Origin of the sequence: Sphingobacterium phlebotomi, assembly GCF_008180195.1 — a bacterium.
In the GTDB taxonomy this organism is placed as follows: domain Bacteria; phylum Bacteroidota; class Bacteroidia; order Sphingobacteriales; family Sphingobacteriaceae; genus Sphingobacterium; species Sphingobacterium phlebotomi.
On record NZ_VTAV01000001.1, the window covers coordinates 331,823 to 348,419 of the forward strand.

Genomic DNA, 16,597 nt, shown 5'->3' on the forward strand with positions numbered 1-16,597 from the left:
CAAAGGTACGGAATTTTTAGTCAGGAATGAGTGGCCGGCCATCAGTGGTGAAATTAGATAACATAAATTTTTTTGGCTAGTAATTTGTACTTTGGTTGTATAAAAACAAACAGCGCGTGAAAAAATTGGATTTGACAAAGCAGGAGCGAGAAGTCGTTGAAAATGCACTTGACCACTGGCGGAATTCCAATCTACTGGAAGCTGGCAAAGTCGAAGAATTGAAGGAAACTATTGACGAAAGAGGGTTCGAATGGAAACATTTGGCTCGATATGCATTCTGGATAGCATTGGTTTCCCTCATTTTTGCCGTATTTTCGCTTTTCGCAGATGATGCTTTGATACGTTTTGTGGAGCGCTTTTATGAAACGCCAAATATTGTTTTCTGCTTATTTTTTGCTGGCATCGCTATTCTTTTTTATTTTCTGGGCTTCCGGAACAAGAAGCGATATCCGGAGAAGATGTTTTCTAATGAAACCCTGATGCTTGCAGGCTCTTTTGCAACAGCTGCATGTATAGGTTTTCTGGGGCAGGTGCTGGATCGAACGACAAACCATTATACACTCCTTTTTCTGCTGTCAATTATCATCTACGGTACCTTATCGGTTAAACTTAATTCTAAACTCATATGGGTATTTACGTTGGTGGCACTTGGTATCTGGTTTGCGACTGAAACGGCATACCATAGCAATTGGGGATTTAAATTTTGGGGTATGAACTATCCGTTGCGCTTTACCTTGTTTGGATTGTTGTTGACCACTTTTGCGCTGTGGGGGCAGGAAAAAATAAAACCGCTGAAACCTTTTCAATCAACAAGTTATGTCGTTGGATTATTGTATACGATGATAGCGTTGTGGTGCCTTTCTATTTTTGGTAATTACAGTGATTTCGATGCGTGGACGCAGGTTCGTCAATACCATATCCTTTATTGGGGTATCTTAGCTATTCTGGTTTCATTGGGATTAGCTTTGTATGGCATGAAGACAAAAGACCATGCTTCGCGCGATATAGGTTTTGTTTTCTTTATCCTGAACCTATATACCCGCTTTGTGGAATATTTGTGGGATAATATCAACCGCACGATTTTCTTTCTCCTGTTGGCGGGATCATTTTGGTTTGTTGGCAGATGGGCAGAACGGATATGGCGTAAAGAGAGGTGATTTATCATAAATAATATTATTTTTGTTTCATTATGAAGTTAAGACAAGATTTAGTCCTTAGGAAAGTGGGGGACGACTATATTATGGTAGACCCAAGTCAGGGCATGGTAGACCTTTCCAAAGTTCATACCCTTAATAAGACCGCTGCGTGGCTTTGGGAGCAATTGGTAGGAAAAGAAATCAGTGTAGAGCATATAGCGGAGCTTCTATTCGAACGTTATGACGTTTCGCAAGAAAAGGCCGTAGAAGATGCGGAATCCTTGATGCAGGAATTTGAGAAAGCTGGTCTCTTGGAAGCATAGGGTAGATATATAAATATGGAAACCAATATAGCGCCAGAATTGACAAACCACTATTATGAAATCGCAGGTTTACAACTAGAATTACGTTTTCCCTCCACGTTAAACCTGGATCATATTTTATCTTCTTTCATCAGTTTTCGCAAGGAACATAGTAATGGAACATCTGCTACAGTAGTGACCTTTATGGAAGAAGTGGTACCCTTAGAAGAAGATTGGGGCACGCTTCGAAGTGATATCTCTCTTGTGTGGGGTGACAATTTTCGTTTCTATGAACAAGAAAATACATTTGTCACACTGATAAAACACAACATAAAAGACAAGCAGTGGATGATGAAAAGCACGAAAGATTTCAGAGAATCGCGCATATATGGAAAAGCGGATGATCCGCGTATGGGGGAGTTTGTCAGTTGGTTGTTAATGGTTGTTTTTGGACAAGTGGGATTACAACATCGGCTTATATTGATTCACGCTTCCGTCATTGTTTACCAGGAAAAGCAAGGTGTAGCGTTTTTAGGAAAGAGTGGCACGGGGAAAAGTACGCATAGTAGGCTTTGGCTACAGCATATTCCAGATACTGCATTGTTAAACGACGATAATCCTGTTGTACGGCTCGAGGAAGATGGACGGATTATGATATATGGAACGCCGTGGAGCGGGAAAACACCGTGTTACAAAAATAAGCGTGTAGAATTCAAAGGATTTGTACGGCTGGAACAAGCTCCCCATAATAGATTTACGTGGAAAAAAGGTATGGAAAGTCTGGTTACCGTCCTTCCTAGTTGTACTGCGCTCCGCTGGAATAAAGATTTATTTAATGCCATGACGGATACACTTTCGCAATTAGTGGATCAGGTAAATGTGGGGCACTTGGAATGCCTGCCCAACGCTGATGCTGCACAGATATCGTATAAAGCATTTTTTGAAGAACAAAGTTAGCATTCGGTTTAAACGAATTTCAAGCTATACGTAATCTCCACGCCGCCTGCGGCTAACATATCGTGAACGGAGCAATATTTCTTTACGGCCAGTTCCGCAGCTTTATGCACTTTTGCTTCGTCGAGTTGCCCTTTTAATATAAAAGTAATGTGTATGTGGGTGAAAATATTAGGGATTTCTTCCCGTCGTTTCCCTTCCACCTCGACCTGGATATCCTCTATTACCTGACGTTGCTTCTTCAGGATGCTGGAAAGATCAAATACGCTACAAGAACCTAAAGCCATCAATACCAGCTCCATTGGACGTACACCTTTTCCTTCACCCCCGATACTCTCAGAACCATCAATATTTACTTTTACGTCGGCGAGTTCGCTCGAACCCTCAAAATGAACCGCGTCGTTTTTACGTTGCAAATGGATTTTCATTCGAATAAATAGTTTTTTAAATTCTTGTCCTTCGTGTCGGCCAGCTGGCGGATCATGTAAGTTTCATGCTGTTAAGATAAGCAAATATTTTATATTCTTACTATCTTCGTCGAAACAAACAAATTAGACTTTTCTGATAAAACTTAAGACTATGAAAAAATATTTTATAATCGTAGTATTCTTGCTTCAGATCCACGCAATATTTGGACAAGTTGATAAAATAAGGCAAGCTTTAGTGAATCGTGATGAAACGAATGTTCTGGTTGTTTCCCATCGAGGGGAATGGAGACAGGCACCGGAAAATTCACTAAAAGCTATCGAGCTGGCAATCGAAGCAGGTGTGGATGTTGTCGAAATCGATCTTGCTAAAACGAAAGATGGGCATTTGATCCTTATGCACGATAAAACCTTGGATAGAACAACGACGGGAAAAGGAAGTGTAGGGAAGTGGACGCTCGATTCATTAAAAACTTTGAAATTGAAGAACGGAGCGGGATTACGAACGCACCATAGCATTCCAACATTGGAAGATGCCCTACTTCTTGCTAAAGGGAGGGTGATGTTAAATCTGGATAAAGCGTACGATTTATTTGATGAAGTTTATGCGCTGTTAGAGAAAACAAATACAACCGATCATATCATCATGAAAGGAAATAAAGATGTCGCTACCGTTAAACAACAATTCGGGCAATATTTAGATAAAGTAATTTATATGCCTATTGTAAATTTGGATAATCCAAATGCAAAACAAATAATCGATGACTTTAATCAGGAAATAAATCCGGTCGCATTCGAATTGGTTTATAAAGAAAAAACGAATAAGTTACCTTTGCAGCTTGCTTCAGAATTAAAAGGGAAAAACCTATTGTGGTACAACACGCTTTGGGACACGCTGGCCGGAGGACACGATGATGATAAAGCAGTGGAAGACCCCGATGAGTCTTATGGCTATCTAGTGAATACATTAAACGCTAGAATTATCCAGACTGACCGGAGTCCATACTTAATTACCTATTTGAAAGGAGTCGGTAAGAAGTGAAATTTCCCTAAGGAAATTTCACTCCTCTATATTTTGAGGCATCTACCTTTGGAATCCTACTGCCATATTGTTTGTTTATGGCTTCAATAAAAAGATTGGCGATGAGCGCATTTCCTATTGGCGTAAGATGCACACCATCTAACGAAAAAGCATTTCCGGTAATAAAAGATGCATTGACAGCTACACCGTTGTAAACAATGCCCGGATTTTTAACACGGTTAAGATAGGCATGGGCATTTGCCAACGCCAATCCCTCTTCTTTCGCGACCTCTTCAATAATACCATTAAACGCCTTCACACGAGCCTGAATAGTCGTCACCTCATCGCTGTCCAATACATATTTGCTTTCGACCGGATGGTCTGGATGCAAGCCGTATGGAAGAGGATTCTCCGCTGAGGTGCTGCCTAACAATCCTGCGGATGCAAATGGCAGCACAAACAAATCATTATCTGAGGCTGCTTTAGCCGTACCTGCTCCGGTTTCGATATAGATGTCTTGAATATCTTGACCACTCTCCGCTTTTACTGCTGCGATCAATGCTTCCCGTGTCACCGTGGTGAAAAAAGGAATGGCTGTTACATCGGGAATAGTGGCGACTACGCCTTTCCGTTCGTTGGTCGTCAATGCCCCGATAAAATCTCTGTACACTTGTTCAAACGTTGCGGTTTGTGTCAGTACTGTGGTGGGATCGCCTGGATTGGTTACGGCACCATTCATGGCGTAACCCAAAACATCGTTGTTTCCCAGCCAAAAACTAAAAAATGTATGGTTTTTTTCCGTGGCAAATTGTACGTAGGTTTTCGATCCAACATCGGAATCCGGTAATAGCCGTTCGAAATACATGTTCAAACCCCCAAACCAATCTTGGGTAGAAAGATCTAACCGCATGCCCGGAACGCCCAAGTTTTCGATGTCGTCTGTATATTTTGTTAGTTTACCTTCTTGCCTGTAAGCTAGATGGTCGGTGACGTTCTCCATCACAGGTTGTCCATTAACAAGATCTTTAAGGTGCAGATATCCCGATCCGTTACGTTCATTTTCAGAGAAAAATGGGCTTCTAAAATTACCTCCGCCAACTTGTCGCAATTGCTCGGAAATGAGATTAGGAAACGCCACCTGTTGTCCTTCAAGGTATAATCCTCCATCAGCAAAGCCTGCTGTTAAGGAATTTCCGACAGCAATGTATTTTGAAAAATCGGCTTCTCCGGCTGTTGTCGGAATGCCCTCGATTTCGGGTTTGCAGGAAAAAGCTAGAAGAGTGGATAAAATACCAATATATAGCGGTATATTTTTGAATATTCTTTTCATCATCATTACCATTTATAAGTTAAGGATATACCAGGAGCGTGAATGTTTGTTTTATACGCGCCGGAAAGTCCTGTATTTGCACTTGTTACAGTTCGCTCTAGGATGCGTTGAAAAACATAAGCACCCGTAAGATCCCATCGGTCGTTAATATCGTACGTAAATCCAATAGATCCCATCATACGATTGTTGTCTGGAGTTTCGGGTGATACGTAAGGCCCCCGAACAGGGCTATATACGTAGCCTCCTCCTATCCGCAGATCGAGGCGATCAGAAGCTTCATAATTGATGCCCACTTTAGCTGAAAGCGCATTTTCATATTTTTTCTCCTGTTTCGTATCTTCTAACACAGGGGTATTTTCTTTATAGTCGAAAACCAGCTCTTTATATATACTGTAACCAATGAAGGTAGCGTCGGCTGCGATATCCACTCGCTCACTGGCCGGGAACGTAAGACCTATGTTGAACGAACTTGGAAGTGGAAGCTCCGCGTCAAATGTGGTGTTTGGAAAGGAGGTCGCTAAAGCAGGAGGCACGGTAAATTCAGCATCTCCGTCTTTAAGCTTGGTGATCACTTGGGAACGATAACTTAGTGAGATCGCGAAGTCATCCTCTAAATTATAATGTACGCCCACATTAAAGCCCATACCCGTACCTACGCCGGACAACTCTGCCCTTCCGGGGGTGCCATCAGCCGACGCCAGCGGTATGGAGCGTGAAAGATCGACCAAGCCCACGTTGTATACGAAGCCCCCACCGATACCGAAATTTTCTGTCAGTTTGAAACTTAATGTCGGTTGGATATATATTGCCCGCATCTGTAAGTGATTTAACTCGTACCGACCAGGCCATTGATCACCCCAATCAACAGAACCGCCAAACGGCGTATATACACCAAGGCCAGCTTTCCACCAAGAGTTTCGAGGGCCAAATGTCGCAAAGACAGAGAACGGTGGCGATATCTTAAACTTCGTGTGGTGCACATCGTTGCTATTAAACTCTCGAAAGGCTGAGCGATACATAATGGCACTAGCGCCAACAGATACTGCGTTCTGATTCATTTTGGCAAGTGCACCCGGACTATAGAAGATGGAAGTTTCGTCTACAAAAAGTGCTGAACCGGCACCGGCCATACCGACAGCTTTTTGGCCCTGTGTGTTTACCTGTGATCCCTGGGCCCATAATAGGGTAGGGCTAACAAGTAACAATCCTAATAGTAGTTTTTTTATCTGCATAAATTGTGTTTTTAGATAAAACGCATGAGTAGGTTTATAAACTCCTAGTAAAAGGTAGCAAACTATATGCCAGCATAATATTTTGTGTCTATAAAATATGGAAAAAACTTTAACTTTGTCCGTTATGGAGAAAGATCAATCTAAAATCATAAGGGAGCAAGCTCCACGATCAGCAACAAGAGAGCATTCCGTTCCTTTATATTTAACGTCGAGTTTTATTTTTGATAATGCAGAGCAGGGGCGAGCTATTTTTGCAGAAGAAGAATCCGGGATGGTCTATTCGCGCTATGCAAATCCTAATACAGCAGAATTTATAAATAAAGTTTGTATTATGGAGGGGGCAGAAGCTGGTCTAGCATTTTCTTCTGGGATGGCAGCTGTTTTCGCTTCTTTCGCAGGTTTCATCGGGCAAGGTGATCATATTGTTTCAGCCCGAGCTCTTTTCGGCTCTACCCATCAACTTTTGACACAATTGTTCCCTCGTTGGGGAGTAACACATACCTATGTGGATGCGGTGGACAATGAGGCTTGGGAGCGTGCTATTCAACCAAATACCAAAATAGTTTTTCTTGAATCTCCTTCTAATCCTGGTTTAGAGCTTGCTGATTTAGCATTTTTGGGAGCTTTGAAAGAAAAACACCCTGATGTTATATTTGCAATCGATAATTGTTTTGCAACACCATATTTGCAAAAGCCGCTAAAATATGGTTTTGATCTTTCCATTCATTCCGCAACAAAATATATGGATGGACAGGGTCGTGTATTAGGTGGTGTTATCGTTGGAAAACAGGATTTGATTGACCAGTTGATGTTCTTTATACGGCATACCGGACCGGCAATGTCTCCTTTTAATGCTTGGGTATTGTCAAAAAGCATAGATACGCTGAGCTTGCGTATGGACCGACATTGTAGCAATGCTTTGGCATTAGCGGAAACATTGGAAAAACATCCGGAGATAGTGGACGTGAAATATCCGTTTTTACCGTCACATCCACAATATGAACTGGCGACTAAACAGATGAAAGCCGGCGGCGGTATTGTAACCTTTGAAGTAAAAGGGGGAGCAGCGCGAGCTTTCCGATTTTTAGATGCTTTGCAAATGATCTTGTATACCTCTAATCTTGGTGATGCGCGTTCTATCGCTACACACCCAGGATCCACTACACATTCAAAATTGAGTGAAGAAGAGCGTTTGAACTTGGGTATCAAGCCGGGCAGTGTTCGCCTGTCGGTAGGTATTGAGGACAAAGACGATATTATTGGGGATATTTTGCAAGCTTTGGAAGCTTCTAGGGATGAAGGATAAAAAGGTTAGGAGTTCTTGACTCCTAACCTTTATAAGGCTGCTAGCGCCTTATCGTAATCGGGCTCTTCCGTCGTTTCAGCGACCTGCTCTATATAAGATACTTTGCCTTCTTCATCAATTACGACAACAGAGCGGCTTAATAAACCAGTCAACGGGCCATCCACAAACTTTACGTGATAAGCATCTGAGAAGTTACTGTCTTTATACTCGGAAAGCGTGATTACGTTTTCCAAGTTTTCTGCAGCGCAGAAGCGCCCCTGTGCAAAAGGAAGGTCGCGTGAGATGCACAATACAACGGTGTTTTCCAACCCTGAAGCTTTTTCATTAAACTTCCGTACAGACATGGCACATGTACCCGTGTCTATGCTCGGAAAGATATTTAAGACTACCTTTTTTCCCTTAAAATCGCTTAAACTTTTCTCTGATAAATCGCCTGTGGTCAATTTGAAGTCGGGTGCAGAAGACCCAACTGTGGGTAAATCACCTTGTGTATTTACTGCTGTTCCTTTAAATGTAATTTTAGTCATGATTTCTAATTTTAAATAAGACAATTAAGGTACGAAATTTTAAATAAATTTCTGCCCTGTGATGTTTTCAGATTAAATTATTATTTTCACGAAGTATAGTACAGAAACATCAAAACATGAAAAAATCAAGATTACTCTTACTATCTTTTATTTTGCCGGTAACAGCATGTATGCAAGAGGTAGTTGAACCAGAACCTTACGGGGTTTTACCGACAGAACGCCAATTGCGCTGGCATGAAATGGAAATGTATTCTTTAATCCATTATACGCCGACAACTTTTCAGAATAAGGAGTGGGGCTTTGGAGATGCCGATCCTCAGATTTTCAATCCGCAGCATTTTGATGCGCAGCAGATTGCAGCAGCAGCAGCCTCGGCTGGTTTTAAAGGGTTGATTTCTGTAGCGAAGCACCACGATGGCTTTTGTCTATGGCCTACGGAAACGACAAATTACAGCATAGCTGCATCACCTTGGAAAGACGGAAAGGGGGATATGGTGAAGGAGTTTATGCAAGCCACCCACGACCAGGGGATGAAGTTTGGCGTATACCTGTCTGCTTGGGATAGAAACGACACGCGTTACGGTTCTCCGGCCTATGCGGAAGCTTATCGCGAGCAGCTGATGGAATTGATGACCCAATACGATGAATTATTTACATCATGGCATGATGGAGCAAACGGTGGCGATGGCTATTACGGTGGTAAAAAAGAGAAGCGTATTATCGATCGTACAACATACTACGAATGGCATGAGAAAACTTGGCCTATAGTACGCGAAAAGCAACCGATGGCGATGATCTTTTCAGATGTAGGACCAGACATGCGCTGGGTCGGCAACGAAAAAGGTTTCGCAGCTGAAACAAGTTGGGCCACCTACACGCCCAGAGGAATCGATGGGGGTCCCGCGTTGCCGGGGGCTTCAGACTACAGTGAGTCCGAGACAGGCACACGAAATGGCGAACACTGGATCCCAGCGGAATGTGATGTGCCCCATCGACCGGGTTGGTTTTACCATCCTGATCAAGACAGTCAAGTGAAAACGCCGGATGAGTTGTTTGAGATTTACCTCAAGTCCGTAGGACGCGGTGCCAATATGAACTTAGGACTGGCACCCATGCCGGCGGGCTATTTGCATGCCAACGATGTGAAATCTTTGGAAGCTTTCGGTCGGAAGGTAGCAAAGACCTTCGAAAACAACCTGGCGGAGGGCGCACGGATTAAAGCTTCTAACGTACGTGGCAACGCCGATAAGTTTGGCACAAAGTGGTTATTAGATGACGATCGTTATAGCTATTATGCGTCTGACGATGATGTATTGGAACCGGAGTTGGAGATTACGTTGCCCTCGGAACAAGTGTTTGATATCATTCGTTTACGTGAAAATATTAAATTGGGACAGCGACTGGATAGCGTGTCCATAACTATATTCCAGGATGGTGAATGGGCGTCACTGGCATCGGCAACAAGTATTGGAGCCAATCGGCTTATTCGCTTAGACGAACCTGTAAAGGCAACGAAGTTGAAGATCAAATTGCACGCACCGGTAGCACCGACATTGAGCGATTTTGGTTTGTTCAAAGAATTTATGGAGCCGTTCACATTTGACAAAAATGCCAACGATGAACAAGCTAAGCTCACTTCGAGCGACTTCACCATACGAACGGGCAATGGTCTGTCCAAGAGTGTAGACAATGACCCAACGACTTTTGAAATACTTACCGAAATTAGAGGAGGAGTTGTCTTTGAACTGAAAAAACCGGTTTCAGCAATAAGTTATTTGCCGCGTCAAGATGGACAGAAAGAAGGTATTGCGTTGAAGTATGAGATTGCAACCAGTGCGGATGGTAAAGAATGGAAAACGATTAGGACCGGAGAATTTTCCAATATTCAGGCAAATCCTATTGAGCAAACTCTTACGTGGAACACGCCTGTTCAAGATAAATATATACGCTTTGTTCCGGTAGAAACAGTAGGCAAAACGTTCTCTGTAGCATCGTTTACACTGTTTAATTAATAATATAGGATAGATACGGTCAATTGGGAAGCATCAGAAAATCAAATGTTTATTGGTTTTCTGATGCCCATTCATTATATTTGGTTATCAATTGAATTATAACTTGATAACTGAACTATGATGAAAAGACCAATCCATTCGGTTTGGTATAGCTTTTCCATCTTGTTTATCATGCTTAACATGGCTTCCTGCAAAAAAAATGCAGTGGAACCCGATGATGGTCAAGAAAGCTATACCATAGGTTTTAAATTCCAGGAATTTGAACACCTTGTTTCCCCTTTGGGAACAAAAGCACAAAGGGCAGGGGATGTTGAAAAACGTTCTACTGCCAAAAATTTTAATCAAAATACGTATGAAGGCTATATTTATTACTGGTCTTTCAATGCGGAATCCTTGATGCCAGATAGTTATCCAAGTACCCATTGGAACATCACCTATAATCAGGGACTGATTCCCGATGAATACGGCACGGGATGGAGTTATGAGAGCTATATAGCCGGAAGAGCATTGTCGTTGAAAGGTTTGAAGGAATTGATTTTCAAGATGCCGTTGACGAAAGTGCTGGAGGTTCATGAATTAGCGTTTGATGTGAGTTCTTCGGGAACCGGACCAAAGGGTTTCTCTCTTTTATTTTCTCAAGATGGAGAAAGCTACACGGCGCTGAAAGATAATAACCAGTTTACGAATACGAATACGCCACAAGCAAGAAATTCGTTTGCTTTTTCGTTGGAAGAACTATCGTTGGACCTTTCGGCAGATTTATATGTCAAATTGATTCCTCAAGCGGGCAACCGTGGAAGTGCAGGTGATTATAACGACGTTACCGGTATTATGCGTATAGATAATTTCCGACTGTCTGGAATTGCGGAGGAGATAGCCGATGCGAGTGTACGCCGGGTACATTATCATATTTTTGATGCCGTAACAAAAAATCTGGTTCTCTCCGGAGCCGACCATTTTCGGGAAGGAGCGTTGTCTGATTTCCAACTAACACTTCCCGCGGGGGATTATATCGCTTCCTTTGTAACAAATGTATCCAATGCGGAATTAAACATCCCAGAAACAGGCAATGCTGCTGCATATTTTATTGCCAATACCTTCGCAAATCATAAGGCAAAGATTTTTGGTGTTCTAGATACATTTTCTGTCAACGGGGATATGCAAAAGGACATAGAACTAAGCCGTTATTATAGCGAGGTTCGATTTGCATTTACAGATGCCGCGGATTTGTCGCATGTGGCAAAGCTCGTTGTCAAGCAGGGACATGAACCTCAATTTTATGCGCCTTTTCAGCCCGTAATGAATAATCCAGTAGACGACCTATCGGAAATTGTTATCCTTCCCGGGTTTAGTGAGGATATCCGGGAAGTATTTTTTAACCAATTTATCGGGTATACAACGATAGCTGTACCATTAACGTACATTGTGGAAGCTTACGATGTATCAGATGAATTGATAACGACATTTCAGGTAGATAGCGAAATCCACAACAATATGCAATTGCTGTTCCGTGGTAAATTATTGGATACACCTAACGGAGGATTTGTTGTTCGTCTAAACGAAAATTGGGATGGCGAAAAACAAGTTGATTTTAATTAAATAATTAATTTTTTATAATAACCAGGTTATAATTTGATTTGATAGAGGAGACGCCATAAAATCGCGTCTCTTTTTTTATTTATAGTACATTTAGAGGATTACCTTCGACGAAAGCCTTTATATTTCCTGCCACCGTATCCATCAAACGAAGTCGGGCTTCTTTGGTTGCCCAGGCTATATGCGGAGTGATGATACAGTTTTTTGCTTTAAAAAGCGGATTATCCGCCGGCGGTGGCTCCGTTGCCAACACGTCTAAACCTGCACCACTTATGCGTTCGTCATTCAATGCATGAGTAAGGTCCAGGGCATTAACCAATCCACCTCTTGACGTATTGATGAGCTTGGCCGCAGGTTTCATGAGAGACAAGGTTTGGGCGTTGATGATGTTTTCGGTCTCCGGAGTAAAAGGGCAGTGCAAACTGATCACATCAGCCTGCGCGAAAAGTTCCTCGCGGGTAACCCATTGAAAGTTCTTTCGGTGTGACTGATCTGTTTGTGTACGGCTGGATGCCAAAATAGGCATTCCAAAAGCAGCACCTACATCGGCAACTCGCTGGCCGATACTTCCGAACCCTATAATGCCGAGTGTTTTTCCCGATAATTCAGTTAAAGGATAATCCCAAAAACAGAAATCCGGGTTTGCTGACCATTTCCCTTTCATCACGGCATCACTGTGGCGTTGCGTACGATAACATAGTTCTAGAAGGAGGGAAAATGTCAATTGGACAACGGAGGCGGTGCTGTATCCCGGAACATTGGTTACGGTGATATTCCGTTCTTTGGCACACGCCATATCGATAATATTATATCCCGTAGCGGTAACACCAATATATTTTAGCTTCGGTAAAGCGTTGATTACTTTAGCCGACAACGGTACTTTGTTGGTGAGCAACATGTCAGCGTCTGCAGCACGTTCGACAATCTCGTTTTCTGACGTACGCTCATGGACGACAAGGTCGCCCAATGTCTGTAAAGCATCCCAGCTTAGATCGCCGGGATTAAGTGTGTAACCATCTAAAACTACGATTTTCATGCTTTCCTCCTCTATACCAATTGTTCCAATAGATTGTTCCAGCTAACGAGTCCACCAATGATGTTGCGAAGGTCAGCTGCGGGAACACGTTCTTGCTCCATGCTGTCGCGGTGGCGGATCGTTACGGTATCGTCCTCTAATGTTTGATAGTCCACCGTGATACAGAATGGTGTACCAATGGCATCTTGTCGGCGGTAACGTTTTCCGATAGCGTCTTTCTCGTCATATTGGATGTTGAAGTCCAGTTTCAGCTTTGTCATAATCTCCCGCGCTTTATCCGGTAGCCCGTCTTTTTTAGTAAGCGGTAATACCGCGGCTTTAACCGGAGCAATAGCAGGATGGAATTTCAACACGACACGTGAATCTTTCTTTTCTGCAGTCGACAAATCCTCCTCTACAAGAGAATTTGCAAGAACAGTTAAAAATAGACGATCCAAGCCGATAGAAGTCTCCACCACGTATGGTACATAGTTTTGATTGATTTCTGGATCGAAGTACTGCATCTTCTTTTTGGAGTACTCCTGGTGTTGTTTCAGGTCGAAATCCGTACGCGAATGTATTCCTTCAACTTCTTTGAAACCAAATGGAAACTGATATTCGATATCTACCGCTGCGTTAGCATAATGTGCTGGTTTGACGTGATCGTGATAACGATATTTTGTTGCGTCTGCTCCTAAAGCTAAATGCCATTTCAAACGTGTTGCTTTCCATTTTTCGTACCATTCCATCTCGGTGCCGGGGCGGATGAAAAATTGCAATTCCATTTGTTCAAACTCACGCATACGCATGATAAATTGACGGGCAATGACCTCGTTTCGGAAGGCTTTACCGATTTGCGCTATTCCAAACGGAATCTTCATGCGACCGGTCTTCTGTACATTTAAAAAGTTCACAAAGATACCTTGGGCAGTCTCCGGACGGAGATATACTTTTTCTGCTTCTTCTGCCATCGCACCCATTTGTGTAGCAAACATCAGGTTAAACTGACGTACTTCTGTCCAGTTCTTTGTTCCCGAAATGGAGCATACAATATTGTGCTCTTCGATGATTGCCCTTAAACGCAACAAATCATCAGCCGTAATAGCATCATCGAGGTCTTTTTGAAGCTGTGCTGCTTTATCGGTCTTGCCGTCTTTTTCGTAACGGTCTATTTTGTCTTCGATAAGTTGATCCGCGCGATAACGTTTCTTGGAGTCCTTATTGTCAATCATCGGATCGTTAAACCCATCGACATGGCCAGACGCTTTCCAAGTTGTAGGATGCATGAAAATTGCCGCATCGATACCGACAATATTTTCGTTTAATTGCACCATAGATTTCCACCAATAGGTCTTTAGGTTGTTTTTCAACTCCGAACCCATTTGACCATAATCATACACGGCACTTAGGCCGTCGTAAATTTCACTCGAAGGGAATACAAACCCGTATTCCTTCGCATGTGATATAATATTCTTGAAAAAGTCGTCTGTTTGCTTACTCATAATCGCAAATATAGATAAAAGAACTTAATCCTTACCCACTAAATCCCGAATCTGCTGCGAAGCATTTTTATTATCTACTTTCTTAATGATATGTTGGATGACACCTTGCTCGTCAATCACAAAAGTAGTACGTGCTGTTCCCATATATTTTCGACCATACATATTTTTCTCTACCCATACACCGTAATCATTTACGATTTTCTGATCTTCGTCAGCTAGCAAATGGAAAGGTAAGTCGAACTTGCTGATAAACTTTTGATGCGATTGTTCGCTGTCAATGCTAACGCCTATTACTTCAAACCCATCGTTAACCAGCGATTGATAATTATCCCGGAAATTACAAGCTTCGGTGGTACATCCGGGCGTGTTGTCTTTTGGGTAAAAATACAGGATAACCTTCTTGCCCTTGAAATCGGATAATTTAATGGTTTCTCCAGATTGGTTCTTTGCGATGATTTCTGGCGCTTTATCGCCTATTTGTGGTGTTGCCATAATAGTTTATCTAATAAATTTTGCTTCGTATACCTGTTCGTTATCTTTCCAGTCCGTCACAACCAATTTAAAGGTATGTTGTCCTTTGGGAAGAGAAGGATCAAAGGTATGCCATAAATGTCTGTTTTTGGGATCATATTCCATCAGTACCCACTTGCCATCTATATATCCGTTAAAAGACTGTATACCCGAAAAGTTGTCCCGAATGGTAAAATCAATTTTAGCTTGTGCACTTACATTTTTTCCGTTGCTCAAATTGCGGGGTGTGATGGTGGGGGCAATTGTATCTACGGCAACGTAGAAACTCCCCAGGTTTCGTGTGTTGACCGTTACCCAGCCGTCTTCAAACTTACCGCCTTCCGACCCATTTTCGACAGAGGCCAGAAGTGCCTTGTTTTCTAAATGCGTCGGTAAGCTGGTTGGCTTAATACGCAAATTATACGTGCTAAATAATGGCGTCAAGTTGTTATGTATGCGGTGGATCAACGAATATCCACCAGTAGGTTGAGGTGCTGTAGCATATTCGAAATCCAAATTTCCATATAGAACACCTTTCGGTATGTTTATCTGGATGTCATCTTTTTCAAAAGCATTCTCTTTGTTATATATAAATAGCTGAACACCCAAGCGTTTTTTTGTGATATTGTTTGCTGATGCCCCGTTTTGTAGTTTAAAGTTCAATTCACTACAATTCCCTGCAATATCTTTTACAACATACTTCGCATCGTATACTTTGTCGTCGGGTAGCGATATAATACCGTCGTTTTTTAATACATTGAATATTTCAATAGGGTTCCCCGGATCTTTGAAGCTTTTTTGAACTTTTGCTTTTGTTTTGCGCCAATGCGGGTAATCAATATAAGCATGTATACCACGAGAGGTATTAAAGTCAAGCTCTTCAAATACAACGGTAGAAATAGCTTTTCCGTCGATAAAAAGTTCGATGGAGTAAACGCCATTCTGAAAACCTCCCGCGCGATGTCTATCTATGCTGTTAATGCCCAATCCGAATTTTCCGCTCACTTTAATAGGCGTATTTTGTGCTAATGTATATACGCCATTTCGGATCGCTTTTATTTGCATAGCCCGTCGTGGTGTATGTTCGTTAAACAAATCATCGTTTAGGTCGTAAACCATGATGTTGTTGATGGTAGGAAGAAAACGGTCGTTGAAACGTAAGCCGAACAACTGTGGGTTAAGCGGACGCTGTGTTTTGGTTTCCCGAATTTCGAAATGAAGATGGGGACCGCCCGACGCACCCGTATTTCCTGCGTTTCCGATGTGTTGTCCTTTTGTGAGTTTAACTGCACCTGGCTCTACAGCAACGTCGACATCGAAGCGTTGTTGCTTATATTGCTCGGCTCGGATAATATTTGTCAGTGCATCGTTGAATCTGTCCATGTGTAGATACACTGTTGTATATCCGTTTGGATGATCGATATAGACGGAGTTTCCGCCCCCACCAATCTGTACACGTACACGGGACACTTGGCCCTCTGCCGCTGCATGCAACGGCAAGCCGATGCGTTGTTGGGTACGGTAGTCATCGCCTGCATGGAAATGTGTCGAGCGAAGTTCGCCGAAGGTACCCGATGCATCCATAGCTATATTGAGCGGGTTACGGAAATATCCCTGCGGGTAATCACGGGAGGTAATGATGTCTTTTTGTTGTGCCTGTACTTGCGTGCTGCTTATGGCAAATCCCAGGCAGATATATAATAATCTGTATTTTTTTATCATATCGGAA

The 16,597-nt window shown here is 42.5% G+C and carries 15 protein-coding genes; 7 read left to right on the plus strand and 8 right to left on the minus strand.

What is annotated here, in order from left to right; genetic code table 11:
- Positions 1-116: 116 nt before the first annotated feature.
- The 3 genes from FXV77_RS01220 to FXV77_RS01230 are packed head-to-tail and all read left to right on the plus strand — an operon-like array spanning position 117 to position 2,395.
- On the plus strand, positions 117-1,157 hold the full coding sequence (locus FXV77_RS01220; protein WP_148917400.1) for a DUF2157 domain-containing protein: 1,041 nt from the start codon (positions 117-119) through the stop codon (positions 1,155-1,157).
- 32 nt (positions 1,158-1,189) lie between these two features.
- Entirely contained in the window at positions 1,190-1,459 is a 270-nt protein-coding gene (locus FXV77_RS01225; RefSeq protein WP_148917401.1) for a PqqD family protein, read from the plus strand.
- Between the two features lie 15 nt (positions 1,460-1,474).
- Positions 1,475-2,395: a hypothetical protein gene (locus FXV77_RS01230; protein ID WP_148917402.1), complete on the plus strand. Its 921-nt coding sequence runs from the start codon at positions 1,475-1,477 to the stop codon at positions 2,393-2,395.
- 8 nt (positions 2,396-2,403) lie between these two features.
- Here FXV77_RS01230 and FXV77_RS01235 read toward each other — a convergent pair whose 3' ends face one another.
- Positions 2,404-2,820 (minus strand): OsmC family protein, encoded by a 417-nt coding sequence (locus FXV77_RS01235; protein ID WP_148917403.1) that lies wholly within the window; start codon positions 2,818-2,820, stop codon positions 2,404-2,406.
- A 151-nt stretch (positions 2,821-2,971) separates the two neighbouring features.
- On the opposite strand from FXV77_RS01235, the gene FXV77_RS01240 reads away from it, so the two are divergent.
- A complete protein-coding gene (locus FXV77_RS01240) occupies positions 2,972-3,859 on the plus strand; it encodes a glycerophosphodiester phosphodiesterase family protein (protein WP_148917404.1) in 888 nt (295 codons plus the stop codon).
- 7 nt (positions 3,860-3,866) lie between these two features.
- Here FXV77_RS01240 and FXV77_RS01245 read toward each other — a convergent pair whose 3' ends face one another.
- Together FXV77_RS01245 and FXV77_RS01250 are read right to left on the minus strand one after the other, a co-directional pair.
- The gene (locus FXV77_RS01245; protein WP_317132123.1) at positions 3,867-5,174 is read right to left on the minus strand and encodes an SGNH/GDSL hydrolase family protein; all 1,308 of its coding nucleotides are present in this window, start codon (positions 5,172-5,174) and stop codon (positions 3,867-3,869) included.
- A complete protein-coding gene (locus tag FXV77_RS01250; RefSeq protein WP_246162142.1) occupies positions 5,174-6,400 on the minus strand; it encodes an OmpP1/FadL family transporter in 1,227 nt (408 codons plus the stop codon). The genes FXV77_RS01245 and FXV77_RS01250 overlap by 1 nt, the downstream gene beginning before the upstream one ends.
- 124 nt (positions 6,401-6,524) lie before the next feature.
- Between FXV77_RS01250 and FXV77_RS01255 the strand changes: the two genes are divergently transcribed.
- Positions 6,525-7,706, plus strand: coding sequence for a trans-sulfuration enzyme family protein (locus FXV77_RS01255; RefSeq protein WP_148917926.1), 1,182 nt, complete (start codon positions 6,525-6,527; stop codon positions 7,704-7,706).
- A 29-nt stretch (positions 7,707-7,735) separates the two neighbouring features.
- Here FXV77_RS01255 and tpx read toward each other — a convergent pair whose 3' ends face one another.
- On the minus strand, positions 7,736-8,233 hold the full coding sequence (gene tpx / locus FXV77_RS01260) for a thiol peroxidase (RefSeq protein WP_148917405.1): 498 nt from the start codon (positions 8,231-8,233) through the stop codon (positions 7,736-7,738).
- 116 nt (positions 8,234-8,349) lie between these two features.
- Here tpx and FXV77_RS01265 point away from each other — a divergent pair, with 116 nt between their 5' ends.
- Positions 8,350-10,245: an alpha-L-fucosidase gene (locus tag FXV77_RS01265; protein ID WP_148917406.1), complete on the plus strand. Its 1,896-nt coding sequence runs from the start codon at positions 8,350-8,352 to the stop codon at positions 10,243-10,245.
- 117 nt (positions 10,246-10,362) lie between these two features.
- On the plus strand, positions 10,363-11,844 hold the full coding sequence (locus FXV77_RS01270) for a hypothetical protein (RefSeq protein ID WP_148917407.1): 1,482 nt from the start codon (positions 10,363-10,365) through the stop codon (positions 11,842-11,844).
- A 79-nt stretch (positions 11,845-11,923) separates the two neighbouring features.
- Here the strand turns inward: FXV77_RS01270 and FXV77_RS01275 are convergent, their stop codons facing one another.
- The 4 genes from FXV77_RS01275 to FXV77_RS01290 are packed head-to-tail and all read right to left on the minus strand — an operon-like array spanning position 11,924 to position 16,590.
- On the minus strand, positions 11,924-12,877 hold the full coding sequence (locus FXV77_RS01275) for a D-2-hydroxyacid dehydrogenase (RefSeq protein WP_148917408.1): 954 nt from the start codon (positions 12,875-12,877) through the stop codon (positions 11,924-11,926).
- Between the two features lie 11 nt (positions 12,878-12,888).
- Positions 12,889-14,358, minus strand: a complete 1,470-nt coding sequence (locus FXV77_RS01280; protein ID WP_148917409.1) for a glycine--tRNA ligase — start codon at positions 14,356-14,358, stop codon at positions 12,889-12,891.
- Between the two features lie 24 nt (positions 14,359-14,382).
- Complete coding sequence (gene bcp / locus FXV77_RS01285) at positions 14,383-14,850, minus strand: thioredoxin-dependent thiol peroxidase (RefSeq protein WP_148917410.1); 468 nt, start codon at positions 14,848-14,850, stop codon at positions 14,383-14,385.
- Positions 14,851-14,856: 6 nt separating this feature from the next.
- Entirely contained in the window at positions 14,857-16,590 is a 1,734-nt protein-coding gene (locus tag FXV77_RS01290) for a M23 family metallopeptidase (protein ID WP_148917411.1), read from the minus strand.
- Between the last annotated feature and the right edge of the window lie 7 nt (positions 16,591-16,597).

Bases quoted from the DNA above. Each gene is read 5' to 3' on its own strand.
- FXV77_RS01225 (WP_148917401.1), top strand. From the start codon at position 1,190: ATGAAGTTAAGACAAGATTTAGTCCTTAGGAAAGTGGGGGACGACTAT.
- FXV77_RS01230 (WP_148917402.1), top strand. From the start codon at position 1,475: ATGGAAACCAATATAGCGCCAGAATTGACAAACCACTATTATGAAATC.
- FXV77_RS01235 (WP_148917403.1), bottom strand. From the start codon at position 2,820: ATGAAAATCCATTTGCAACGTAAAAACGACGCGGTTCATTTTGAGGGT.
- FXV77_RS01240 (WP_148917404.1), top strand. From the start codon at position 2,972: ATGAAAAAATATTTTATAATCGTAGTATTCTTGCTTCAGATCCACGCA.
- FXV77_RS01245 (WP_317132123.1), bottom strand. From the start codon at position 5,174: ATGATGATGAAAAGAATATTCAAAAATATACCGCTATATATTGGTATT.
- FXV77_RS01250 (WP_246162142.1), bottom strand. From the start codon at position 6,400: ATGCAGATAAAAAAACTACTATTAGGATTGTTACTTGTTAGCCCTACC.
- FXV77_RS01255 (WP_148917926.1), top strand. From the start codon at position 6,525: ATGGAGAAAGATCAATCTAAAATCATAAGGGAGCAAGCTCCACGATCA.
- tpx (WP_148917405.1), bottom strand. From the start codon at position 8,233: ATGACTAAAATTACATTTAAAGGAACAGCAGTAAATACACAAGGTGAT.
- FXV77_RS01265 (WP_148917406.1), top strand. From the start codon at position 8,350: ATGAAAAAATCAAGATTACTCTTACTATCTTTTATTTTGCCGGTAACA.
- FXV77_RS01270 (WP_148917407.1), top strand. From the start codon at position 10,363: ATGATGAAAAGACCAATCCATTCGGTTTGGTATAGCTTTTCCATCTTG.
- FXV77_RS01275 (WP_148917408.1), bottom strand. From the start codon at position 12,877: ATGAAAATCGTAGTTTTAGATGGTTACACACTTAATCCCGGCGATCTA.
- FXV77_RS01280 (WP_148917409.1), bottom strand. From the start codon at position 14,358: ATGAGTAAGCAAACAGACGACTTTTTCAAGAATATTATATCACATGCG.
- bcp (WP_148917410.1), bottom strand. From the start codon at position 14,850: ATGGCAACACCACAAATAGGCGATAAAGCGCCAGAAATCATCGCAAAG.
- FXV77_RS01290 (WP_148917411.1), bottom strand. From the start codon at position 16,590: ATGATAAAAAAATACAGATTATTATATATCTGCCTGGGATTTGCCATA.